Source organism: Desulfosporosinus sp. OT (genome assembly GCF_000224515.1).
GTDB lineage: Bacteria > Bacillota > Desulfitobacteriia > Desulfitobacteriales > Desulfitobacteriaceae > Desulfosporosinus.
The window spans coordinates 25,536-43,245 of the sequence record NZ_AGAF01000281.1 but is presented as its reverse complement, the minus strand read 5'-3'; the positions used below and the strand labels follow the sequence as shown (position 1 = coordinate 43,245).

Genomic DNA, 17,710 nt, shown 5'->3' with positions numbered 1-17,710 from the left:
AAGTTACATTAGAAACAGGGCAAATGGCTGTCTGAACCAAAAACACATCGATGTTAATTTGGACTAATCAGTAAGCATAATCTTCGTTGTATACTTTTTGGAGAATCAGTGCAACTAAAGTGACCGCCTTCGCTAAGGCTAACAAGAAGGCTAATACGTGCGAAGACAGTGTCTTCGTGGGCGCCAGCCAAGTTTTCTTTAAGGGTTATTTATGCTTTTAGAAATAGTTGTCTATTATTTTTTCAGCTAGTTTTTTGTGGGCATTTGCTTGGGCTACTAACATAATAACAATGAGAAATAACTCGGCTGTGTTTTTGCCTTCTTTGTCAATTACATCAGTCTTTTCTTTTATCATATTGGATTCTTCTATCATGCTTTCGTAAAACGAAGTTAACTCGATGTCCTTCACCTCAAGAAAAGTCGAGTAGATGTCCTCGAGGGAAATTAAATCATCTTCTGGTGTTGAAATATTATTAAGCACAGGTCCGAATAGGCTTTTGATGTCGTTAATCGACAAGATATTCTTCAGATAATAGATAAGGATCAACAGGATAATATGTCTTTTGTTATATTTTTTGTTTACTGGAGGCATCACAAGCCCGGCTTTGGTGTAATTATTGATCATCGTTTTAGTAAGGACTTTATCTTGATCGTCGCGCTTTTGGTTTCCTAGCCTACTATCCATAAAAGAAGTTAGTTGTTCCATGTACAAGTCAATATCTGGAATCTCGGAGATCTTAATATCCTCGGTTAAGGAGAGTTCCTTCACTAATTGTTTTAGAGCTTCTTGATTGAATTGCATACTAATCACCTCATTTGTATTATAAAGCATCAATTACTACTATTCAATATAACGATTAGTATATTATGTGGCTTTAATATCTACGTTGAGCAAGGGCGAGAAATATCACCCTAATATAGGAAATTCAAGCCAGAAATCAATGTGGTAATGAAAACTACGAGTTGTAGATATTGTTATCAGATGATATATTATGGAAGTCAAGATAAAGTTAGGTATTTAGAAAGGAGGTTACATATTAAACTTACAAAAATACGGTAAAGGAGTGAAATTTTATGGGTTTATTTAAGAGGGTGAGTGATAACATCAGGGCAAATCTTAACTCTCGGCTGGATAAGGCTGAGGACCCAGAAAAAATGCTGGACCAATACCTACGAGATATGGAAGAGGATATCGCAGATGCTGAGGCAGCTGTAGCCAGGCACTTGGCTGTGGCCTGGAAGTTCAAAGTCCAATTAGAGGATACTTGGGCTATGGTTGAGAAACGTGAGGCGCAGGCTATTGAGGCCCTGAGAAAGGGCCGGGAAGACCTAGCCCGTAAAGCTCTTGAAGACAAGAAAGTCAACAAGGCTAAGGCCGGGGACTATCGTCTCCAGTACGAAAACTGCAGCTCAATGACTGAAAAACTCAGGTCTGAGTTGAAAGAAATGAAAAATGAATACGAAAAATTACGTGTTAAACGAGATACGTTGGTAGCCAGGGTGCAGTCTGCCAAAGCCCAAAAAGAAATCTATGGAGTTTTGACCGGGTTTGGCAAGGACAGCAGCCGTCGGAATTTTGACAGAATGGAGGATAAGGTCCTCCGTATGGAAGCTGAGGCCCAGGTGGCCGGGGACTTAAAGGATAAAACTCTTGACCAGGAATTGGAACTATTGGATGATGGAAGTGACATAGAACTGGAATTAGCTGCCTTAAAGGAGAGTTTTATTACAAAAGGCGAATAAGTTGGCTGGCAGAAAGTATATTCCACATGGGGGGATAGTTGTGCTTGAGTTATACTGGATATGTTTAATTAGCGGAGTACTTTTTGCTTTGGTTACAATTATATTTGGGGATATCTTAGGCGATATATTTGGCGGATTCTTCGACTCCCTCTCCATGGATCACCTTGACTTTCTGCAGCCGATGGTTTTGGTCGGGGCAATCACCATCTTTGGAGGCTCCGGGATTATGCTGTATCAATATACACCTCTAGAACCCTTTCCGGCCGCCATTGTTTCCCTGATGATTTCTATAGCAATTTCATTTTTAGTCTATTTTTCTTATGTGAAGCCCATGAAAAACAGTGAGAATTCTACTGGTTTTTCAATTAAAGATCTTGTCGGTAAAATTGGCGAGGTTTCTGTGCCAATTCCGGTCGGAGGTTATGGAGAAGTGGTTGTCAAAGTTGGAGCCGGTAACACCAACCAAATTGCTGCCAATCTTGACCAGGTAGAAATACCGACTGGGGTGAGGGTTGTGGTTGGAGAAGTAAAAGACGGCGTGCTCTACGTTTTCCGTTATGAAATATAAGGAGGAGATGGGATGTTGGGGGATTTTGGATTAAGTATTATGATTATTCCCATGATCGTGCTGGGAGTCATCATTGTCCTTGGACTGGCTTTTTGGGCTAGGTATATGACGGTGGGACCGGATAAGGCCATGATTGTAACAGGTTCCTACCTGGGCAGCAAAAATGTTCATACTGACGAATCGGGCCGCAAGATTAAAATCATTCGTGGTGGAGGTGCCTTCATCCTTCCAATTTTCCAGCAAGCGGAATTTGTATCCCTACTGTCGCACAAGCTTGAGGTAACCACGCCAGAGGTATATACGGAACAGGGTGTACCGGTTATGGCTGATGGGGTAGCGATCATCAAAATTGGCGGTTCTGTCGAAGATGTGGCTACGGCAGCAGAACAATTCCTGGGTAAACCTACAGAAGCCTTGCAACAGGAGGCCCAGGAGGTTCTAGAAGGACATCTGCGGGCGATTTTGGGGACTATGACAGTTGAGGAAGTCTACCGCAATAGAGACAAATTTGCTCAGGAGGTCCAGGGAGTTGCGGCCAAGGACTTGAAAAAAATGGGTTTGCAAATCGTGTCCTTTACTATCAAGGACATCCGCGATAAAAACGGTTATTTTGAAGCCTTAGGTAAACCAAGGATTGCTGCCGTAAAGAGGGACGCAGAGGTTGCAGAGGCTGAAGCAGTTCGTGATACCCGGATCCAGAAAGCCAAGGCCTTTGAAGAAGGTCAGAAAGCTGAGTTGCTCAGAGATACAAGCATCGCCGAAGCAACTAAGGAAAAAGAGCTTAAAGTAGCTTCATATAAAAAAGATCAGGACACAGCTAAAGCCGAGGCTGATCAAGCTTATCATATTCAAGAAGCGCGTTCACAGCAACAGGTAACCGAAGAACAGATGAAGGTTTCTCTGGTCAAGAAAGAAAAAGAGATAGAAATTGAAGAAAAAGAAATCTTGCGCCGAGAGAAACAGTATGACGCGGAAGTAAAGAAAAAGGCAGACGCTGATAGGTATGCAGTAGAACAGGCTGCTGAGGCTGATAAGGCCAAGAGAATGAGGGAAACAGATGCTATCAAATATAAGATTGAGGCTGAAGCCAAGGCGAATGCAGAACAAAAACGTCTTGAAGGTCTGGCTATAGCGGATGCCGAAAAGGCTAAAGGAACTGCCGAAGCTGAGGTAGTAAGGCTCAAGGGTCTAGCTGAAGCGGAGGCTAAAGAGAAACTGGCCGATGCCTTTGAAAAATTTGGACAGGCGGCTGTGCTGGACATCATCGTCAAGATGCTGCCTGAACTGGCCGGAAAGATTGCCGAACCTTTGAAATCCATAGATAAACTGACTATCGTAGATACCGGCCACGGGGAAGGAGCAGCCAGGGTAAGCAATTATGTTACCTCACTCATGGCAACTGCTCCAGAGATGTTAAAAAATGTATCCGGGATTGACCTGGAAAAAATGGTGAAACAACTGACCAAGACGACTGATCTAGTAGGACAAACACCGAGAGGAGATACAAAACAGGCTTAAAAATATCGTGATATTTTAGGCTGCACGGTAACACGTGCAGTCTAGAATTTTCTTCGTTTGTTACTTCCAGGTGCCAACCATTTTGACGTTTAAGCGTCTTTTTTATAGGCATCGATTTGGAGGGATTTAGCAACTTATGAAGAACTCTTGAGTTTAGAGAATGAAAGGAGTCAATGAAATAGGGTGATAGTACGTGAAATGATTGTTGATGACATTCCTCAATTGGCTCAATTATACAGACAATTTTGGGATGAAGATTCTTGTGTTGATACCATGGATCAAAAATTTAACCTGTTTATGAAAGATGATTCGCACATATTACTGAGTGTTGTTGAAAACAATTGCCTAATTGGTTCTGTAATGGGGGTTATTTGCGGAGAACTATATGGCGATTGTAGACCATTTTTGGTTCTAGAGAATATGATAATTGACCAAAAGTATAGAAACAGAGGAGTTGGTAAAGTATTATTATCTGAGCTTGAAAAAAGAGCTTCTGAAAAAAACTGCACTCAAATAATTCTCGTAACTGAAAGCGATAGAATTGAGGCATGTAGATTTTATGAATCTGTAGGATATAATCCTGATACACATAAAGGATATAAAAAGAAACTGATTATTAAATGATTTCCGTTTTCATCCAAATTCCTCTATGTAAGGCCTAGTATAAACTCATGAAAGGTGTATACGCTAGTCTAAAGGTAGCGTAGCCCAGCTCCACACGGTTTACCATTATAAGGTTATTAATGTTCAAAATTTATGTAGAGGATGATCATATGGCTACAATTAATTTTCAAGCAGTTGCGTTAATTAATGAAATTAGCTTAAATATGATTGCCAGTCACTTCGGTATCAAACACAAATTCCGATGGGAAGAATCGCTTAGACTTAATGGAGATGCTCTTAAGGGTATTGTCCGTGAATCAACAGACAAATCAATCTATGTATTCCCCTTTGGTAGCATCGTCTTTGTGAACTGTGAGCATCATGAAATCATGGATATAATACATTACTTAGGGCGGATTGAAAAAGGCCTCGCACTGATCACTACAATAGACTATTTTGACGATTACAAAATAGAAATTTCACCTGAAGAAAAACCTGCAATCAATAATGACCACATGATAGCTTCAAGCGAATTAAGCTATCAGCGAGAAATTATAGGTACAGTATTAGCAAAGTCAGTGGCTCTGGAACGATTAGAGATTGATATTGATAAATTACTGGATGAGATTGAGGGCATTGTGACATATTTACAACGTGGGTATTTAACTGTTTCAGATAAAGAGTTAGCTAAAATGTCAGCACGTATTCTAGGATTTAGATTAAGCACAATTTCATATATCATGTTACTCGATAAACCAGAAATCACCTGGATGAACGAAGAGGCTGAAATATTGTTCGATAAACTTAGTCCTCTGTTTGAATTGACAGATCGATGTGAAAACATCAGGCTCAAGTCTGAAATGCTCATGGACATCACAAAAGTGTTTACCGAGCTTGGCCACGCAAAGCGGGGCAATAGACTAGAATGGGGGATTATCATTCTTATCATAATCGAAATTGTTCTAGTAGTCATTTCAATGATAATAAAATAAAGAACAATTAAGACAACAGGGTAACTTTTAAACGGCTATATAAAAATATTGCTCTTATTAAAGAGGAAGTCGAAACTCATGGAGTTACAAACAATCAGCCAAGTTCTAAAATATTATGGTATTTCCACAAGAATGTTGCGATATTATGAGCAAATGGGGCTTGTTGAAGATCAGCATCTATTATGGATCATCTAAGTGAATTCTAAGTGGTAAGCTAGTGTGAAAAATCATAATTTACATTAACTTACCTTTTTAATTCTTTTGATATAATGTTTTACAAAAAGACTTATTAAAATTTTAAGTTTTTTGTTTTTAATGTGAAAGTAATACCATAAAATTGTTAAATTTCAAACTTACTGGTATCATAAATGAAGATCGACATACAAGCCTAAACGAGCTGTGGTTTTAACAACAGACAAATGAAGGATTTGAAATAGATTATGAGAAAATTAGTCATTGGAATATTAGCACATGTGGATGCGGGCAAGACGACATTATCAGAGAGTATACTTTATCTGAGCGGTAAAATTGGAAAATTGGGAAGAGTCGACAATAAGGATGCTTATTTAGATACCTATGAGCTAGAAAGGGCAAGAGGAATCACAATTTTCTCCAAGCAGGCCATATTTGAAATAGGTGAGACTCAGATTACCTTACTAGATACTCCAGGGCATGTCGATTTTTCGGCTGAAATGGAGAGAACACTTCAGGTGCTGGATTATGCCATTTTAGTGATAAGCGGTGCGGATGGGGTGCAGGGGCATACCAAAACATTATGGCAGCTGCTTCACATGTATCAGATACCTGTTTTTTTATTCGTCAATAAGATGGATCAGAATGGGACAGATAAGGACAATTTAATGAAAGAAATAAAAAAGCAGCTGGATGATGGATGCATTGAATTTGAACAAGTTAAGACAGACGGCTTTTACGACCAACTGGCCATGTGTGATGAAATAATGATGGATACCTATCTGGAAAAAGGACATGTTGAAACTGCGCAGATTAAAAAAGCTGTCAAGGAGCGCAAAGTATTTCCATGCTTTTTCGGTTCAGCTTTAAAATTAGAGGGCATTGAGCAATTTATGCAGGGCATTGTAAAGTATGCCTTGATACCTAACTATCCCGATGAATTCGGGGCTAAACTATTCAAAATAACAAGAGACGAGCAGGGAAACCGTCTTACGCACATGAAGCTTACAGGTGGAAAGCTTAAGGTGAAAGATGTCTTAACGAATAGCATTTGGGAAGAGAAGGTTAATCAAATTCGTATCTATTCCGGACAGAAATTCGAGGCGGTGAATGAGATAGAGGCAGGTTCTGTATTCTCAGTAACAGGACTCAGCCAAACCAGACCGGGAGAGGGCTTAGGGATAGAGAAAGCTTCAAATACTCCGGTATTGGAACCCGTACTGTTCTATCAGATTATACTTCCGGAAGGCTGTGACCCAAGAGTGATGATTCCCAAGCTGCGTCAGATTGAAGAAGAGGAGCCGGAACTTCATATTGTCTGGGATGAGCAGTTACAGGAAATTCAGGCACAGATCATGGGAGAGGTGCAGATTGAAATTCTGCAGAGCCTTATAAAAAGCCGTTTTGGTGTTGATGTGGCCTTCGATGCAGGAAGGATTGTCTATAAGGAGACCATTGCTAATGTCGTAGAAGGGGTAGGTCACTTTGAGCCATTGCGGCATTATGCAGAGGTCCACCTGTTACTTACGCCGGGTGAGACGGGAAGTGGTCTGCAATTTGGAGTAGAATGCAGTGAGGATAGCTTAAGCAAAAGCTGGCAAAGACTTACTTTAACCCATCTGGAAGAAAAAGCTCACAAAGGAATTCTAACAGGATCAGCGATTACAGATATGAAAATTACTTTAGTCTCAGGTAGAGCACACAATAAGCATACAGAAGGCGGTGACTTTAGAGAGGCTACCTACCGCGCAGTGCGCCAGGGCTTAAAGGAGGCAGAGTCCATATTGTTGGAGCCGTTTTATGCCTTTCAGCTCGAATTGCCTGTGAAAATGGTAGGAAGAGCTATGAATGACATTGAGAAAATGCATGGCACATGCGAAATATCACAGACAAATGGCGAGATGGTGGTTCTTGTGGGGAGTGCCCCTGTTATTACCATGAGGAATTATCAGCAAGAGATAGTTGCCTATACCAAAGGTCTTGGCAGGCTGTTTTGCAGCCTGAAAGGGTACGAACCATGCCATAATGCGGAAGAGGTCATAGAAAGTATCGGATATGATTTTGAAAGAGACATAGAAAATCCGACAAGTTCTGTATTTTGTGCGCATGGTGCAGGCTTTTTGGTGGATTGGGATGAAGTAAAGGACTACATGCATGTTGAAAGCTATCTTCAGAAAAAAGACGATTTATTGGGAGAAACAGCCCAAAACCAGGCCTCATACACAGAAGAGAGGTGGATCAGTTTAGTTGAGATTGACCAAATTATCAATAACACCTTCTATGCGAACCAAGGGAAGAAGTCTGCCTGGAAAAGACGTAAAACAGCCCTCGAAAGGTATTATGAACCTGTTACCTATGTCGGCAGACAGAAGGAAACCAAGGAAGAGTATCTCCTTGTTGACGGCTATAATATTATCTATGCGTGGCCTGAGCTGAAAGAGCTTGCAGATGACAATATGGACAGCGCCAGGATGAAATTACTCGATACTCTAAGTAATTATCAGGGGATTCAAAAATGTCAGATTATCGTTGTGTTTGATGCTTACCTTGTTCAGGGGCGTCTTGAGGAAATAATCGACTATCATAATATCCATATGGTATATACCAAAGAGGCACAAACAGCGGACCAGTATATTGAAAAATTTGCCCACGATAATCAGAAAAAATATAATATAGTAGTTGCAACGTCAGACGGTTTACAGCAGATCATTATCAGGGGGGCAGGATGTGCCTTATTATCTGCCAGAGAACTGAAGTCTGAGATCCAAAGGGCTAATGAAGAAATAAATCGGGAATACCAGGAAATACAGGGAAGAGACCGTAATTATCTATTGGATGTATTACCTCTTGAAGCAAAACAGCAGATGGAAAAACTGATTAAAAAAGAAAATGATAAGTAAACAAAATAGTTTGGACATCGAGCTTTTCTTATTGCAGAATCTTCAAAAAGAACTTAGCCGTTTGTCCTGATTTTTCCGGAATGGTAAATCATATTGAGATTAGCAAAGGATATTAAAGTTTAATAGTTGAGAAGATGTCTAAAAGCAGACATGGGAAGAAATATCAACTCTGAACCGAAAAATTAGATGGAGAATGTTGTAAGCGCTTTTTTAATTGATATTAAAGGAGTGTTTTTTATTGTCTTGCCCAATATGTAGAATATGGCAAATGACAAGTTGCCAATGACTTGACACATAACAGCTTGTTAAGCCATAGGATATCGTGAGAATGCCGAATGAAGGGGACTGTCCAACATCATGTCTATAAACGTTAACAACAACAATGATTTAATCGATAGGATTGGGGAGAATTTAGATAGGCTAATCAGTTTCGACATTAATGGGCGAGGTATCGCACTTGAATTATATACAGCAGCTCGTAAATTGCAGCTTTATCCACTAACAACTACTGCAGCCATTGCATTAAAAAGGGTTATTCGTCCTCAGAGTCCTGTGCTTTTCGTTACCGGATTCCCTTCACTCACATGGTTACTAAAGGGATTAGTCGAAACAGATGGGCCTATAGGGGTTGCATACCTAGCACGAATTTTGGACGAAGCATTCGGGGTCATACCAATGGTGGTTACATCGGAACTTTACATACGAGTAGTGTCCGCTGCTTTACAAGGCGCAGGACTTATAGTTTCAGATATGCCAACCGCAGTTCGGTCGAAAATAGAAAGAGATACAGCGAGTGTCGCTGGAGTGATACCATTTACTTCTGACAGAGTGCAGGGAGAAATGGCAGCGAAAGATTTACTACTGAAAATTCAACCCGCTGTGATAATTTCAATTGAAGCACCCGGTCCCGCTCGCGATGGTAAATATCACACCATGAAGGGTAGAGTAATTCCTGATGAATTAGTGGTAAATGGTGGAGCACTTTTTAAAGCAGCCTCTGAACTGGGGATTTTAACCATTGGTATTGGTGACGGAGGGAACGAACTTGGTACTGGACAAATAGGCGAAACTACTAGAAAAGTAGTGCCAAACGGTGAACATATTGCGTGCATTGTACCATCAGATATCACTGTTATGGCATCTATATCTAACTGGGGTGCTTATGCGGTAGGCGCTTCAATTGCCGCATTAGTGAATAAACCTAATCTTCTTCTAGAAATCGATGTCGAAACAATAATTCGTAGAGCTGTTGATTCAGGGGCGGTGGATGGAGTAATTAACCGTCCTCTATATAGTGAGGATAGGGTCCCGATGCTTCAGACTAAAAATGCCCTATCCCTAATGCATTCTATGATCAAACAAACATTGTTAAACGGATGAAGAAGTCGATAATGTGTCGCCACCCAACAAATATGTAACAGTGGGAGGAAGGTCACTGTTTAATTCCAATCTTTTCGCCAATTAAAACGTAACTTTCATAACCTAGCTTGGTTTGCTCAACGATGTCCTCGTCAATTGTAACTTTATCCGCCTCGAAGAATAGGATTACTGTGGATCCGCCAAACTTGAAATACCCCTTTTCATCTCCACGATTCACGCGTTTTTGGGGAGTATAGGTTTGTACAATTGAGCCAACGCAGGTTGCTCCTACTTCTACATATAAAACATCACCATAGTGATCTGAATGGAAAGTGCTCCATTCTCTTTTATTTTCACAAAAAACTTTCGCTACTTTATGAAGGGCAACTGGATTGACAGAATAGTAAGCGCCTTTGATTTTTTTTGTATCCTCACAGGTTCCGCTGTCTATGAAATGATAGCGGTGATAATCCGTCGGACAGAGTCTTAAAATCAAGCATGTCCCCTTATTGTATTTCTGAGCAACTCGATCATCTTTGATCAATTCTCTAAGGCTATACGTAAAACCCTTGACTTGAACCAGTCGATCTAAATCTATTTTTTCATGAGCAAAAAGCTTCCCATCCCCAAATGATATAAGTGAATGGCTATCCCAATCGATAGTGCGGGCCTCAGACCTTAATTTGCGATAAAAAAAGTCATTAAAGGATGAGAAATTCTTCAATTTCTTTTCGACAATAGACATATCGATGTTAAATTTGGTAATAAAAGAGTTAATCTTTTTCCTGCTTATTGATCTGTCTAAATACCAACCATAGAGGCTTGAACACATTCTTCTCTTAATAATTGCTTCCAAAAGATTCATGCCAATAGGGGAGGCGTAGGTCCAATTTAAAACCTTTTCTCCGGCTACCTTTTCTATTTCGTAGGATTTGTTTTTCCGATTATAATACTTTATCAAATGCAGCAACTCCTATAGAAGATATTGTAAGTTATTTCTTGACGTTTTAGCAAGTGGAAAGAGGTCTCTCACAAAGCTCTGAGTCTTTGACTGGCTCCCCGAAAAAAATATAAGAAATGAGAGAACTAAGCCTGCGTGAATCACAACCTTTTGTTGAGGAAATAAATTACCCGAGCGCATTCTGGTGAGCTAAATACGAAAAAATAATGAAATATTAAGTCTAAGATTAGAGGAAACTGGTAGTTTATGTTGAACTAGTACTTACTTCTATATTGTATCATTATCTAAAGAGGTTCGTGCAGGAGAGTAACTTCTCTGTCGTTGCATGTCTCGGCACAATTTTAAATCAGGAGGAGACTTTCGATGAAACTGGCAACCAAACTTCTATTAAGTTTCATAGCACTTATTTCATTAATGTCGGTTATTGTTGGCGAGGTTTATTATGAAGTGGATATGTTAGGTGGAATTGTACAAAAGGCCGCTACACATCGAGTACCAATGCAAACTACTGCTCAAGATTTGTCCCTTCAATTTTCGCAACAAGCAGCAGGAATAAGGGGATACCTAGCTACAGGTAACGAAAAGTTCATTCAAGATTTCCAGAATGCAAAAATTATGGGTGATAAGGACTTACAGTTTTTACAGACTGAGGCCACCGACAAAGAAAAACTTGCCCCAGTAGTTACAGCGATTAGTAAATTTTCGCCCCATCCGCAAAAAATGGTTGATCTTTATAAAACCCAAGGTCAAGCTGCTGCTATCGAATATATGGTAAATATAGCCGCTCACGATAACACAGCAGCTATCCAAGCTATTAACGATTATGTAGCTTACCAAAGACATCAGATGTCTAGTGAGACGTCAGATACTCCTCTTATGGTGAGGAAGGTAATTTCTATCACCCTAATCTTGTTTGGTATTGCTGTCATAATCAGTATTGCGGTGCTTATCTATATCAGGCGTTCAGTCAAGACTTCAATATCTAAAGGTTTGGTATTAGCCGAAGCGATGGCCGAAGGCGATCTGAGCATTGAAGTCCAGGGTAGCAAGGATGAAATTGGAGTTCTCGTCACAAACCTTAGTAAAGCAGCCCAGATGCTAAGAGCAATGGTCAAGAAGTCTGCAGCAGTAACGCAAGACATCAATCAAGCAGCTAGTGATTCTACTGAGGCGGTCACTAATGTTGCAAGCAGTTCGCAAGAAATGGCGGCTTCTACAGAACAGGTTGCAGCAGGACTCCAAGAAATTGCCGCTGCTGCTGAGGAAATTACAGCTTCTAGTGACGAACTTAAAAACTCCATTCGTCAACTTGAAGAAAGCGCAAGTAGCGGAAATATGCAAGCCATGGCTATTGATAAAAGGGCCAAAGACTTGAAACAAGAAGCCATTCAAGCACAAATTAAAGCGCAAGGAATTTATGAAAAGGAAGAAGAGGCGCTGAAAAAAGCAATAGAGGAATCGAAAGTCGTTCAGGAAATTGCGGCGTTGACCAAAGGAATTTCTGCCATTGCTGATCAGACCAATTTACTAGCCTTGAATGCTGCTATTGAAGCGGCGAGGGCCGGAGAAAATGGCAGGGGATTTGCTGTCGTGGCTGAGGAAGTACGCAAATTAGCGGAACAATCCTCACAGACTGTAAAAGAGATCGAGCAACTGGTTGGAAAAGTTATCAAAGCCCAAGAAGACCTTTCTGTAGGCGCACAGAACAGCCTTCGCTTCATTAATGATGTGGTAGCACCTGATTATAGCAAATTGTTAGAAACGGGTAGTCAATATGAACAGGATGCGGATACGGTTTTAAACCTGACAAATGGATTTTCTAATATGTCCAAGAATCTTGCTGAAGTGGTAAACTCGATAGCTATAGCTATAACAAGTGTCACCCAGACAATCAGTGAGGGGGCAGCTGGAGCGGAGGAGGTGGCAGGTGCATCAGCAGGTATTTCAATCGATCTAGAAAAAGTTAATCACGCTATGGTACAACTAAGTGGAAATGCTACCGAATTGTCAGAGGTTGTCTCTAAGTTTAGGGTTTAAGTACTCACCTCTTAGGTGGTGTGTTGTCCACTAGTGAGTCACTGTTCGGGGATGTCAGTTAACTGGCATCCCTTGTTTTAATTCTTTTAGCCTAAGCATAGACGGGAGTATTTGAGGACGTTTTTCGGAAAAACTAGCTTTGACTATTGGTTAGAACATGTACACATCGTAGAGCGTCTTAAACTTGCTGTTAGCTTTGGATGAAGGGAGCAATCATGACTTCTCAGCTTATTTTCCACTATATTTCGCAGTATGGGTATGTAGGACTATATTTGACTGTAGGTATTTCCATTTTAGGACTTCCTATTCCTGATGAACTTCTAATGACTTTCGTTGGCTTTTTAACTTATTCGGGTCAGCTAAATACTGTTTTAGCTGTTATATTTGCAGCGTTGGGCAGTTGCACAGCTATTACAATCGAATATTTATTGGGAACATTCTTCCAACGCAAAGTCTTTATGCTTCTAAAAAAACATGCTGGAAGCTCAAAGATAGAAAATGTGTTGAACTGGTATCATCAGCATGGTGGGAAACTTCTGACCGCAGGATACTTCATACCTGGCGTCCGCCATATCTCCGGCTACGTTGCCGGTATGAGTAGAATGAGTTACCGAAAATTTGCCTTCTTTGCCTATCTTGGAGCAACCCTATGGACAACCCTCTTTATAACTCTTGGTAGACTTCTAGGTAGTCGATGGGAAACTATACTACCGATCATTCATCGTTATTCTCGCATTTTGGGAATTACCGCTGTAGTATTCTTCCTAATGTTCTTCCTTATATATAAGAGGCACGAACGTTTAGTTTCGTGGTTGCAAAACCAACTTTCGCTCCTGCCCAGCTGGTATCAGGCCTTAGGTAGAAGGCGTGTTATTATATTGGTAGGAGTTCTCGCTTTTATCATGCTTTTTATCACACTGATGGGATTGATTCAGGATCTTGTTTTCCATGAAGTTGGTGAGTGGTTACAAGTTTGACTGTAAGCGGAGTATGGTTTTTAGTTTGTGTTTTTACTTATGAATTTAATATTTATGGGAAAATGGATGAAAGTGCGAAGAAAGTTCAGAGGGAAAGATGTTGTTCTTGACAAATAAATCTTCTGAATCTATACTATACATATACCCCCTAAGGGTATAAATCTGTTAAGATGGAATTATTCAAAATATAAAGACCAATATTTTAAAGGGAGAAACTTTAATTAAATTTTTGTGCCTTGAGCACAGCGAAAGGAATGGAGCTTTTTATGATAATATCAGTTGACAAAAATAGATGTCCTCAAAACCATTCTTGTCCAGCAATTCAAGTTTGCTCAGTTTTTGCAATTAGACAATATGGATTTGATGCGCCTAACATTGACCAGGAGAAATGCACTAAGTGTAAAAAATGTGTAAAATATTGTCCGATGGGAGCATTACAGGTAATATAAGACATTTGTCTTAGCAAGAACAACGTCTAATAATTCTTGGGAATCGTACAGACCACAGATGGTGGTCACAAATGATTATTCTAAATGCTAGAGAGATGGGTATTAAATACATTGAAGTGAAGTGTGAGAAATTATCGTAAAATGGTTGACAAATGAAAGAGAGTCGAATATATTGAACCATAGATACCCATCCGGGGTATATGGGATGGGAGGAGTTCATAAAGCGAGATCTCGCTCAAGATTAAGCGCGGTATCACAACTAAAAGACCACGCAGTTATGGAATGGCAGGAACGCAGAAACTTTGTGTTTCTCCTAATGAGGAGGAGTGGAAATGGCGGCATTCATCTTGGAAAAATTGTGTTTAGGGTGTAAACATTGTGTAAAAGCTTGCCCTGTTCAGGCAATCAAAATGATGGCACATCTTCCGGTCGTAGATCCGGCTTTATGTACGGAATGTGAAGCCTGTATGGAAAGATGTATGCATGGAGCCATTACTTTTATTGCAATAGAGGAGAATTAAGCGAATGAATAGGGATCAGCAACATGAACTTGAGTTTCAGCTTAACGCTGTAGAGAAAAAGTTAGCAGAGTTAAAGTCACGTTGGCCGTTTCATTCGGTGCAACCTAAGATGGTGGCTGAGCTGGAGGACTTGGAAGAGGAAAAGGAACGATTACAATACTTACTCGATAGTCAGAAAGAATAACTGACTGGATCTGTGAGGTTGAATGTTTTGGCATGTCAGTTGGTGTTCTCTATTTCACAAGTTCATTCGATGGATTAAGGCTATATTTTTGAAGAAAAAGGAAATAACTAAGGCTGTAGTCAGTGGACAGTGAAATGAGTGCAATATTGATCATATGAGGAGGATTATTATATGAGTAAAAAAGTATTAATCGTAGGCGGTGTAGCTGGTGGGGCTTCGGCAGCTGCAAGACTTAGAAGACTTGATGAAAGCGCTGAGATAATTATGTTCGAAAGGGATGAGTACATCTCCTTCGCAAATTGTGGTTTGCCGTATTATATTGGAGAAACAATTAAGGAGAGGGAGAAACTACTAGTCCAAACACCTGAAAGCATGAAGAGTAGATTCAATATTGATGTAAGAATTAATAGTGAAGTTATTGGGGTTGATACTACTAAAAAGGTAGCTAGGGTAAGAAGCAAAGACAAAGGTGAGTATGAAGAACACTATGATTATCTAGTTTTATCCCCGGGAGCAAGAGCAATTAAACCAAATATCGAGGGGATAAACAGTAAGCGGATATTTACTCTAAGAAATATACCAGACACTGATAACATTAAAGCTTATGTGGACAAAAAAGGAATTAATAGGGCTGTCGTTATTGGTGGAGGTTTTGTTGGAGTAGAAATGGCTGAAAATTTGAAGGATAGAGGCCTTGAAGTTACTCTAGTAGAGGCAGCACCTCATATAATGGCGCCCTTTGACACAGATATGGTTGTCTCGCTCGAAAAAGAATTGTTAGACAATGGGGTTGGGTTAATTCTAAATGATGGAGTTAAAGCTTTTAAGGACCAGGAAAATAGCATTGAAATAAGCTTAAATAGTGGTACAAAACTGAGTACGGATCTCGTGATTTTAGCTATCGGTGTGTTTCCAGATACAGGATTTCTGCAGGATAGCGGGCTAGAGCTGGGAGCCAAAGGGCATATCTTAGTCAATGAAAAAATGGAGACCTCTGCCGATAATGTCTTTGCAGTAGGCGATGCTATTGAAGTGGTTGATTTTGTTAACAAGCAAAATACTGCAGTTCCATTAGCAGGGCCCGCCAATAAACAAGGGAGAATTGCAGCGGATAATATAGCAGGATTAAAAACGTCCTACAAGGGTACTCAGGGGACATCAATCATTAAGGTTTTTGGATTAACGGCAGCAAGTACTGGCAATAATGAACGTACTTTAAACAGATTAAGTATCCCCTATAAAGTCATTACCGTTCATCCGGCTTCCCACGCTTCTTATTATCCGGGATCTTTGACAATGACCTTAAAACTTATTTTTAACGACGATGGTAAAATATTAGGAGCTCAAGGCTTTGGCTATGCTGGTGTGGATAAGAGAATTGACGTGATTGCGGCTGTCCTTAGATTGGGTGGAACAGTCACTGATTTAACAGAATTAGAGCTGTGCTATGCGCCTCCTTTCTCATCAGCAAAGGATCCGGTCAATATGGCGGGTTATGTTGCAGAAAACGTTTTAGCAGGTAGAGTGGACGTTATTAAAGCAGAGGAAGCTTTAGCTTATGATCAAGAAAACATGTTATTATTAGATGTGCGTACTGGAGATGAATTCGATAATGGGCATCTTGAAGGAGCAATAAATATACCGGTAGACAGCCTAAGAGAAAGAATAGGGGAACTAGATAAGAATAAAGAGATACTTGAATATTGCCAAATCGGGCTCAGAGGATATGTGGCTGCTAGAATTTTAACTCAAAATGGTTTTAAAGTCAGAAACATCGATGGAGGATATAAGTGTGCTTCAATGTTAAACTTTAAACCAACTAAAGTTGATAATTCAGATAACCCAACAAGGTCGATGATCGATTCAGATACCCAAGTTGTTAAAGGCGAAGTGCAAAAAGGAGATTATGATAAAAGCCTTGATGCCTGTGGTTTATGTTGTCCAGGACCACTAATTCAAGTTAAAGCGTCTTTAGATCAACTAAATGATGGTCAAATTCTCAAGGTTACTGCTTCGGACCCTGGATTTTATGAAGATATCAAGGCCTGGTGTAGTAAAACAAATAATGAACTTGTTAATATCGAAAGAAATAAAGGAATGATTGAAGCCTTTATAAAGAAAGGCAATATATGTAAGGCTGTGAATAATTCATTTCCAGCGGAGGCACTGTTGAAAGACAAAAAAACAATGGTGGTATTTAGTGGAGACCTAGACAAAGCGCTGGCATCCTTTATAATCGCTAATGGCGCGGTGGCCATGGGTAAAAAAGTTACCATGTTCTTTACCTTTTGGGGACTCAATATTTTGAGAAAACCTGAGAGAGTATCCGTTAGAAAAGGCATAATTGACTCAATGTTTGGCTTTATGATGCCCAGAGGAAGTAAAAAGCTTAAGCTTTCGAAAATGAACATGATGGGTCTGGGCGGTAAACTGATCAGAAGAGTGATGAAGAACAAAAATATTAGCTCACTAGAGGATTTAATTAAATCAGCAGTGGATAGTGGTGTGGAAGTAGTTGCTTGTTCAATGACCATGGATCTTATGGGGTTAAAAAAAGAAGAACTCATTGATGGCATTACCATTGGTGGAGTTGGCTATTATTTGGGTGAGGCTGAAGAAGCAAATGTAAATTTATTTATTTAAGAGTGGTACCCTTGTCTAGATGTTTTAGTATTATTTGGGGAACACTTATTAAGTCAACTTTTC

General features: G+C 40.0%; 16 protein-coding genes. 14 read left to right on the top strand and 2 right to left on the bottom strand.

Annotated features, from left to right (window positions below; genetic code table 11):
• Nucleotides 1-217: 217 nt before the first annotated feature.
• Nucleotides 218-802: a DUF1836 domain-containing protein gene (locus tag DOT_RS27575; protein WP_009624954.1), complete on the bottom strand. Its 585-nt coding sequence runs from the start codon at nt 800-802 to the stop codon at nt 218-220.
• A gap of 272 nt (nt 803-1,074) precedes the next feature.
• Here DOT_RS27575 and DOT_RS27570 point away from each other — a divergent pair, with 272 nt between their 5' ends.
• The 8 genes from DOT_RS27570 (at nt 1,075) to DOT_RS27540 (ending at nt 9,896) form a co-directional block, all read left to right on the top strand.
• On the top strand, nt 1,075-1,743 hold the full coding sequence (locus tag DOT_RS27570) for a PspA/IM30 family protein (protein WP_009624953.1): 669 nt from the start codon (nt 1,075-1,077) through the stop codon (nt 1,741-1,743).
• Between the two features lie 40 nt (nt 1,744-1,783).
• Nucleotides 1,784-2,311, top strand: coding sequence for a hypothetical protein (locus DOT_RS27565; RefSeq protein ID WP_009624952.1), 528 nt, complete (start codon nt 1,784-1,786; stop codon nt 2,309-2,311).
• Nucleotides 2,312-2,323: 12 nt separating this feature from the next.
• Nucleotides 2,324-3,829, top strand: a complete 1,506-nt coding sequence (locus tag DOT_RS27560) for a flotillin family protein (RefSeq protein ID WP_040413581.1) — start codon at nt 2,324-2,326, stop codon at nt 3,827-3,829.
• 183 nt (nt 3,830-4,012) lie between these two features.
• Nucleotides 4,013-4,453, top strand: a complete 441-nt coding sequence (locus tag DOT_RS27555) for a GNAT family N-acetyltransferase (protein ID WP_040413580.1) — start codon at nt 4,013-4,015, stop codon at nt 4,451-4,453.
• 149 nt (nt 4,454-4,602) lie between these two features.
• Nucleotides 4,603-5,424 (top strand): RMD1 family protein, encoded by an 822-nt coding sequence (locus DOT_RS27550; RefSeq protein WP_040413579.1) that lies wholly within the window; start codon nt 4,603-4,605, stop codon nt 5,422-5,424.
• Nucleotides 5,425-5,502: 78 nt separating this feature from the next.
• Nucleotides 5,503-5,619, top strand: coding sequence for a MerR family DNA-binding transcriptional regulator (locus tag DOT_RS29255; protein WP_009624948.1), 117 nt, complete (start codon nt 5,503-5,505; stop codon nt 5,617-5,619).
• Between the two features lie 245 nt (nt 5,620-5,864).
• The gene (locus DOT_RS27545; protein WP_009624947.1) at nt 5,865-8,516 is read left to right on the top strand and encodes a TetM/TetW/TetO/TetS family tetracycline resistance ribosomal protection protein; all 2,652 of its coding nucleotides are present in this window, start codon (nt 5,865-5,867) and stop codon (nt 8,514-8,516) included.
• 357 nt (nt 8,517-8,873) lie between these two features.
• The gene (locus DOT_RS27540) at nt 8,874-9,896 is read left to right on the top strand and encodes a glutamate cyclase domain-containing protein (protein WP_009624945.1); all 1,023 of its coding nucleotides are present in this window, start codon (nt 8,874-8,876) and stop codon (nt 9,894-9,896) included.
• 52 nt (nt 9,897-9,948) lie between these two features.
• On the opposite strand, the gene DOT_RS27535 is transcribed toward DOT_RS27540, so the two are convergent.
• Nucleotides 9,949-10,836, bottom strand: coding sequence for a phosphatidylserine decarboxylase (locus tag DOT_RS27535; RefSeq protein WP_009624944.1), 888 nt, complete (start codon nt 10,834-10,836; stop codon nt 9,949-9,951).
• Between the two features lie 363 nt (nt 10,837-11,199).
• Between DOT_RS27535 and DOT_RS27530 the strand changes: the two genes are divergently transcribed.
• The 6 genes from DOT_RS27530 to DOT_RS27510 all read left to right on the top strand — a co-directional run bounded on the left by DOT_RS27530 (nt 11,200) and on the right by DOT_RS27510 (nt 17,647).
• Nucleotides 11,200-12,873 (top strand): methyl-accepting chemotaxis protein, encoded by a 1,674-nt coding sequence (locus tag DOT_RS27530; RefSeq protein WP_009624943.1) that lies wholly within the window; start codon nt 11,200-11,202, stop codon nt 12,871-12,873.
• A 215-nt stretch (nt 12,874-13,088) separates the two neighbouring features.
• Entirely contained in the window at nt 13,089-13,850 is a 762-nt protein-coding gene (locus DOT_RS27525) for a DedA family protein (RefSeq protein ID WP_009624942.1), read from the top strand.
• Nucleotides 13,851-14,104: 254 nt separating this feature from the next.
• Nucleotides 14,105-14,299 (top strand): 4Fe-4S binding protein, encoded by a 195-nt coding sequence (locus DOT_RS29250; RefSeq protein ID WP_348982175.1) that lies wholly within the window; start codon nt 14,105-14,107, stop codon nt 14,297-14,299.
• A gap of 332 nt (nt 14,300-14,631) precedes the next feature.
• Nucleotides 14,632-14,820: a 4Fe-4S binding protein gene (locus DOT_RS32195; RefSeq protein WP_009624940.1), complete on the top strand. Its 189-nt coding sequence runs from the start codon at nt 14,632-14,634 to the stop codon at nt 14,818-14,820.
• A 4-nt stretch (nt 14,821-14,824) separates the two neighbouring features.
• Nucleotides 14,825-15,004, top strand: coding sequence for a hypothetical protein (locus tag DOT_RS32190; protein WP_009624939.1), 180 nt, complete (start codon nt 14,825-14,827; stop codon nt 15,002-15,004).
• Nucleotides 15,005-15,175: 171 nt separating this feature from the next.
• Nucleotides 15,176-17,647, top strand: a complete 2,472-nt coding sequence (locus tag DOT_RS27510; RefSeq protein ID WP_009624938.1) for a DsrE/DsrF/DrsH-like family protein — start codon at nt 15,176-15,178, stop codon at nt 17,645-17,647.
• The last annotated feature ends 63 nt before the right edge of the window (nt 17,648-17,710 follow it).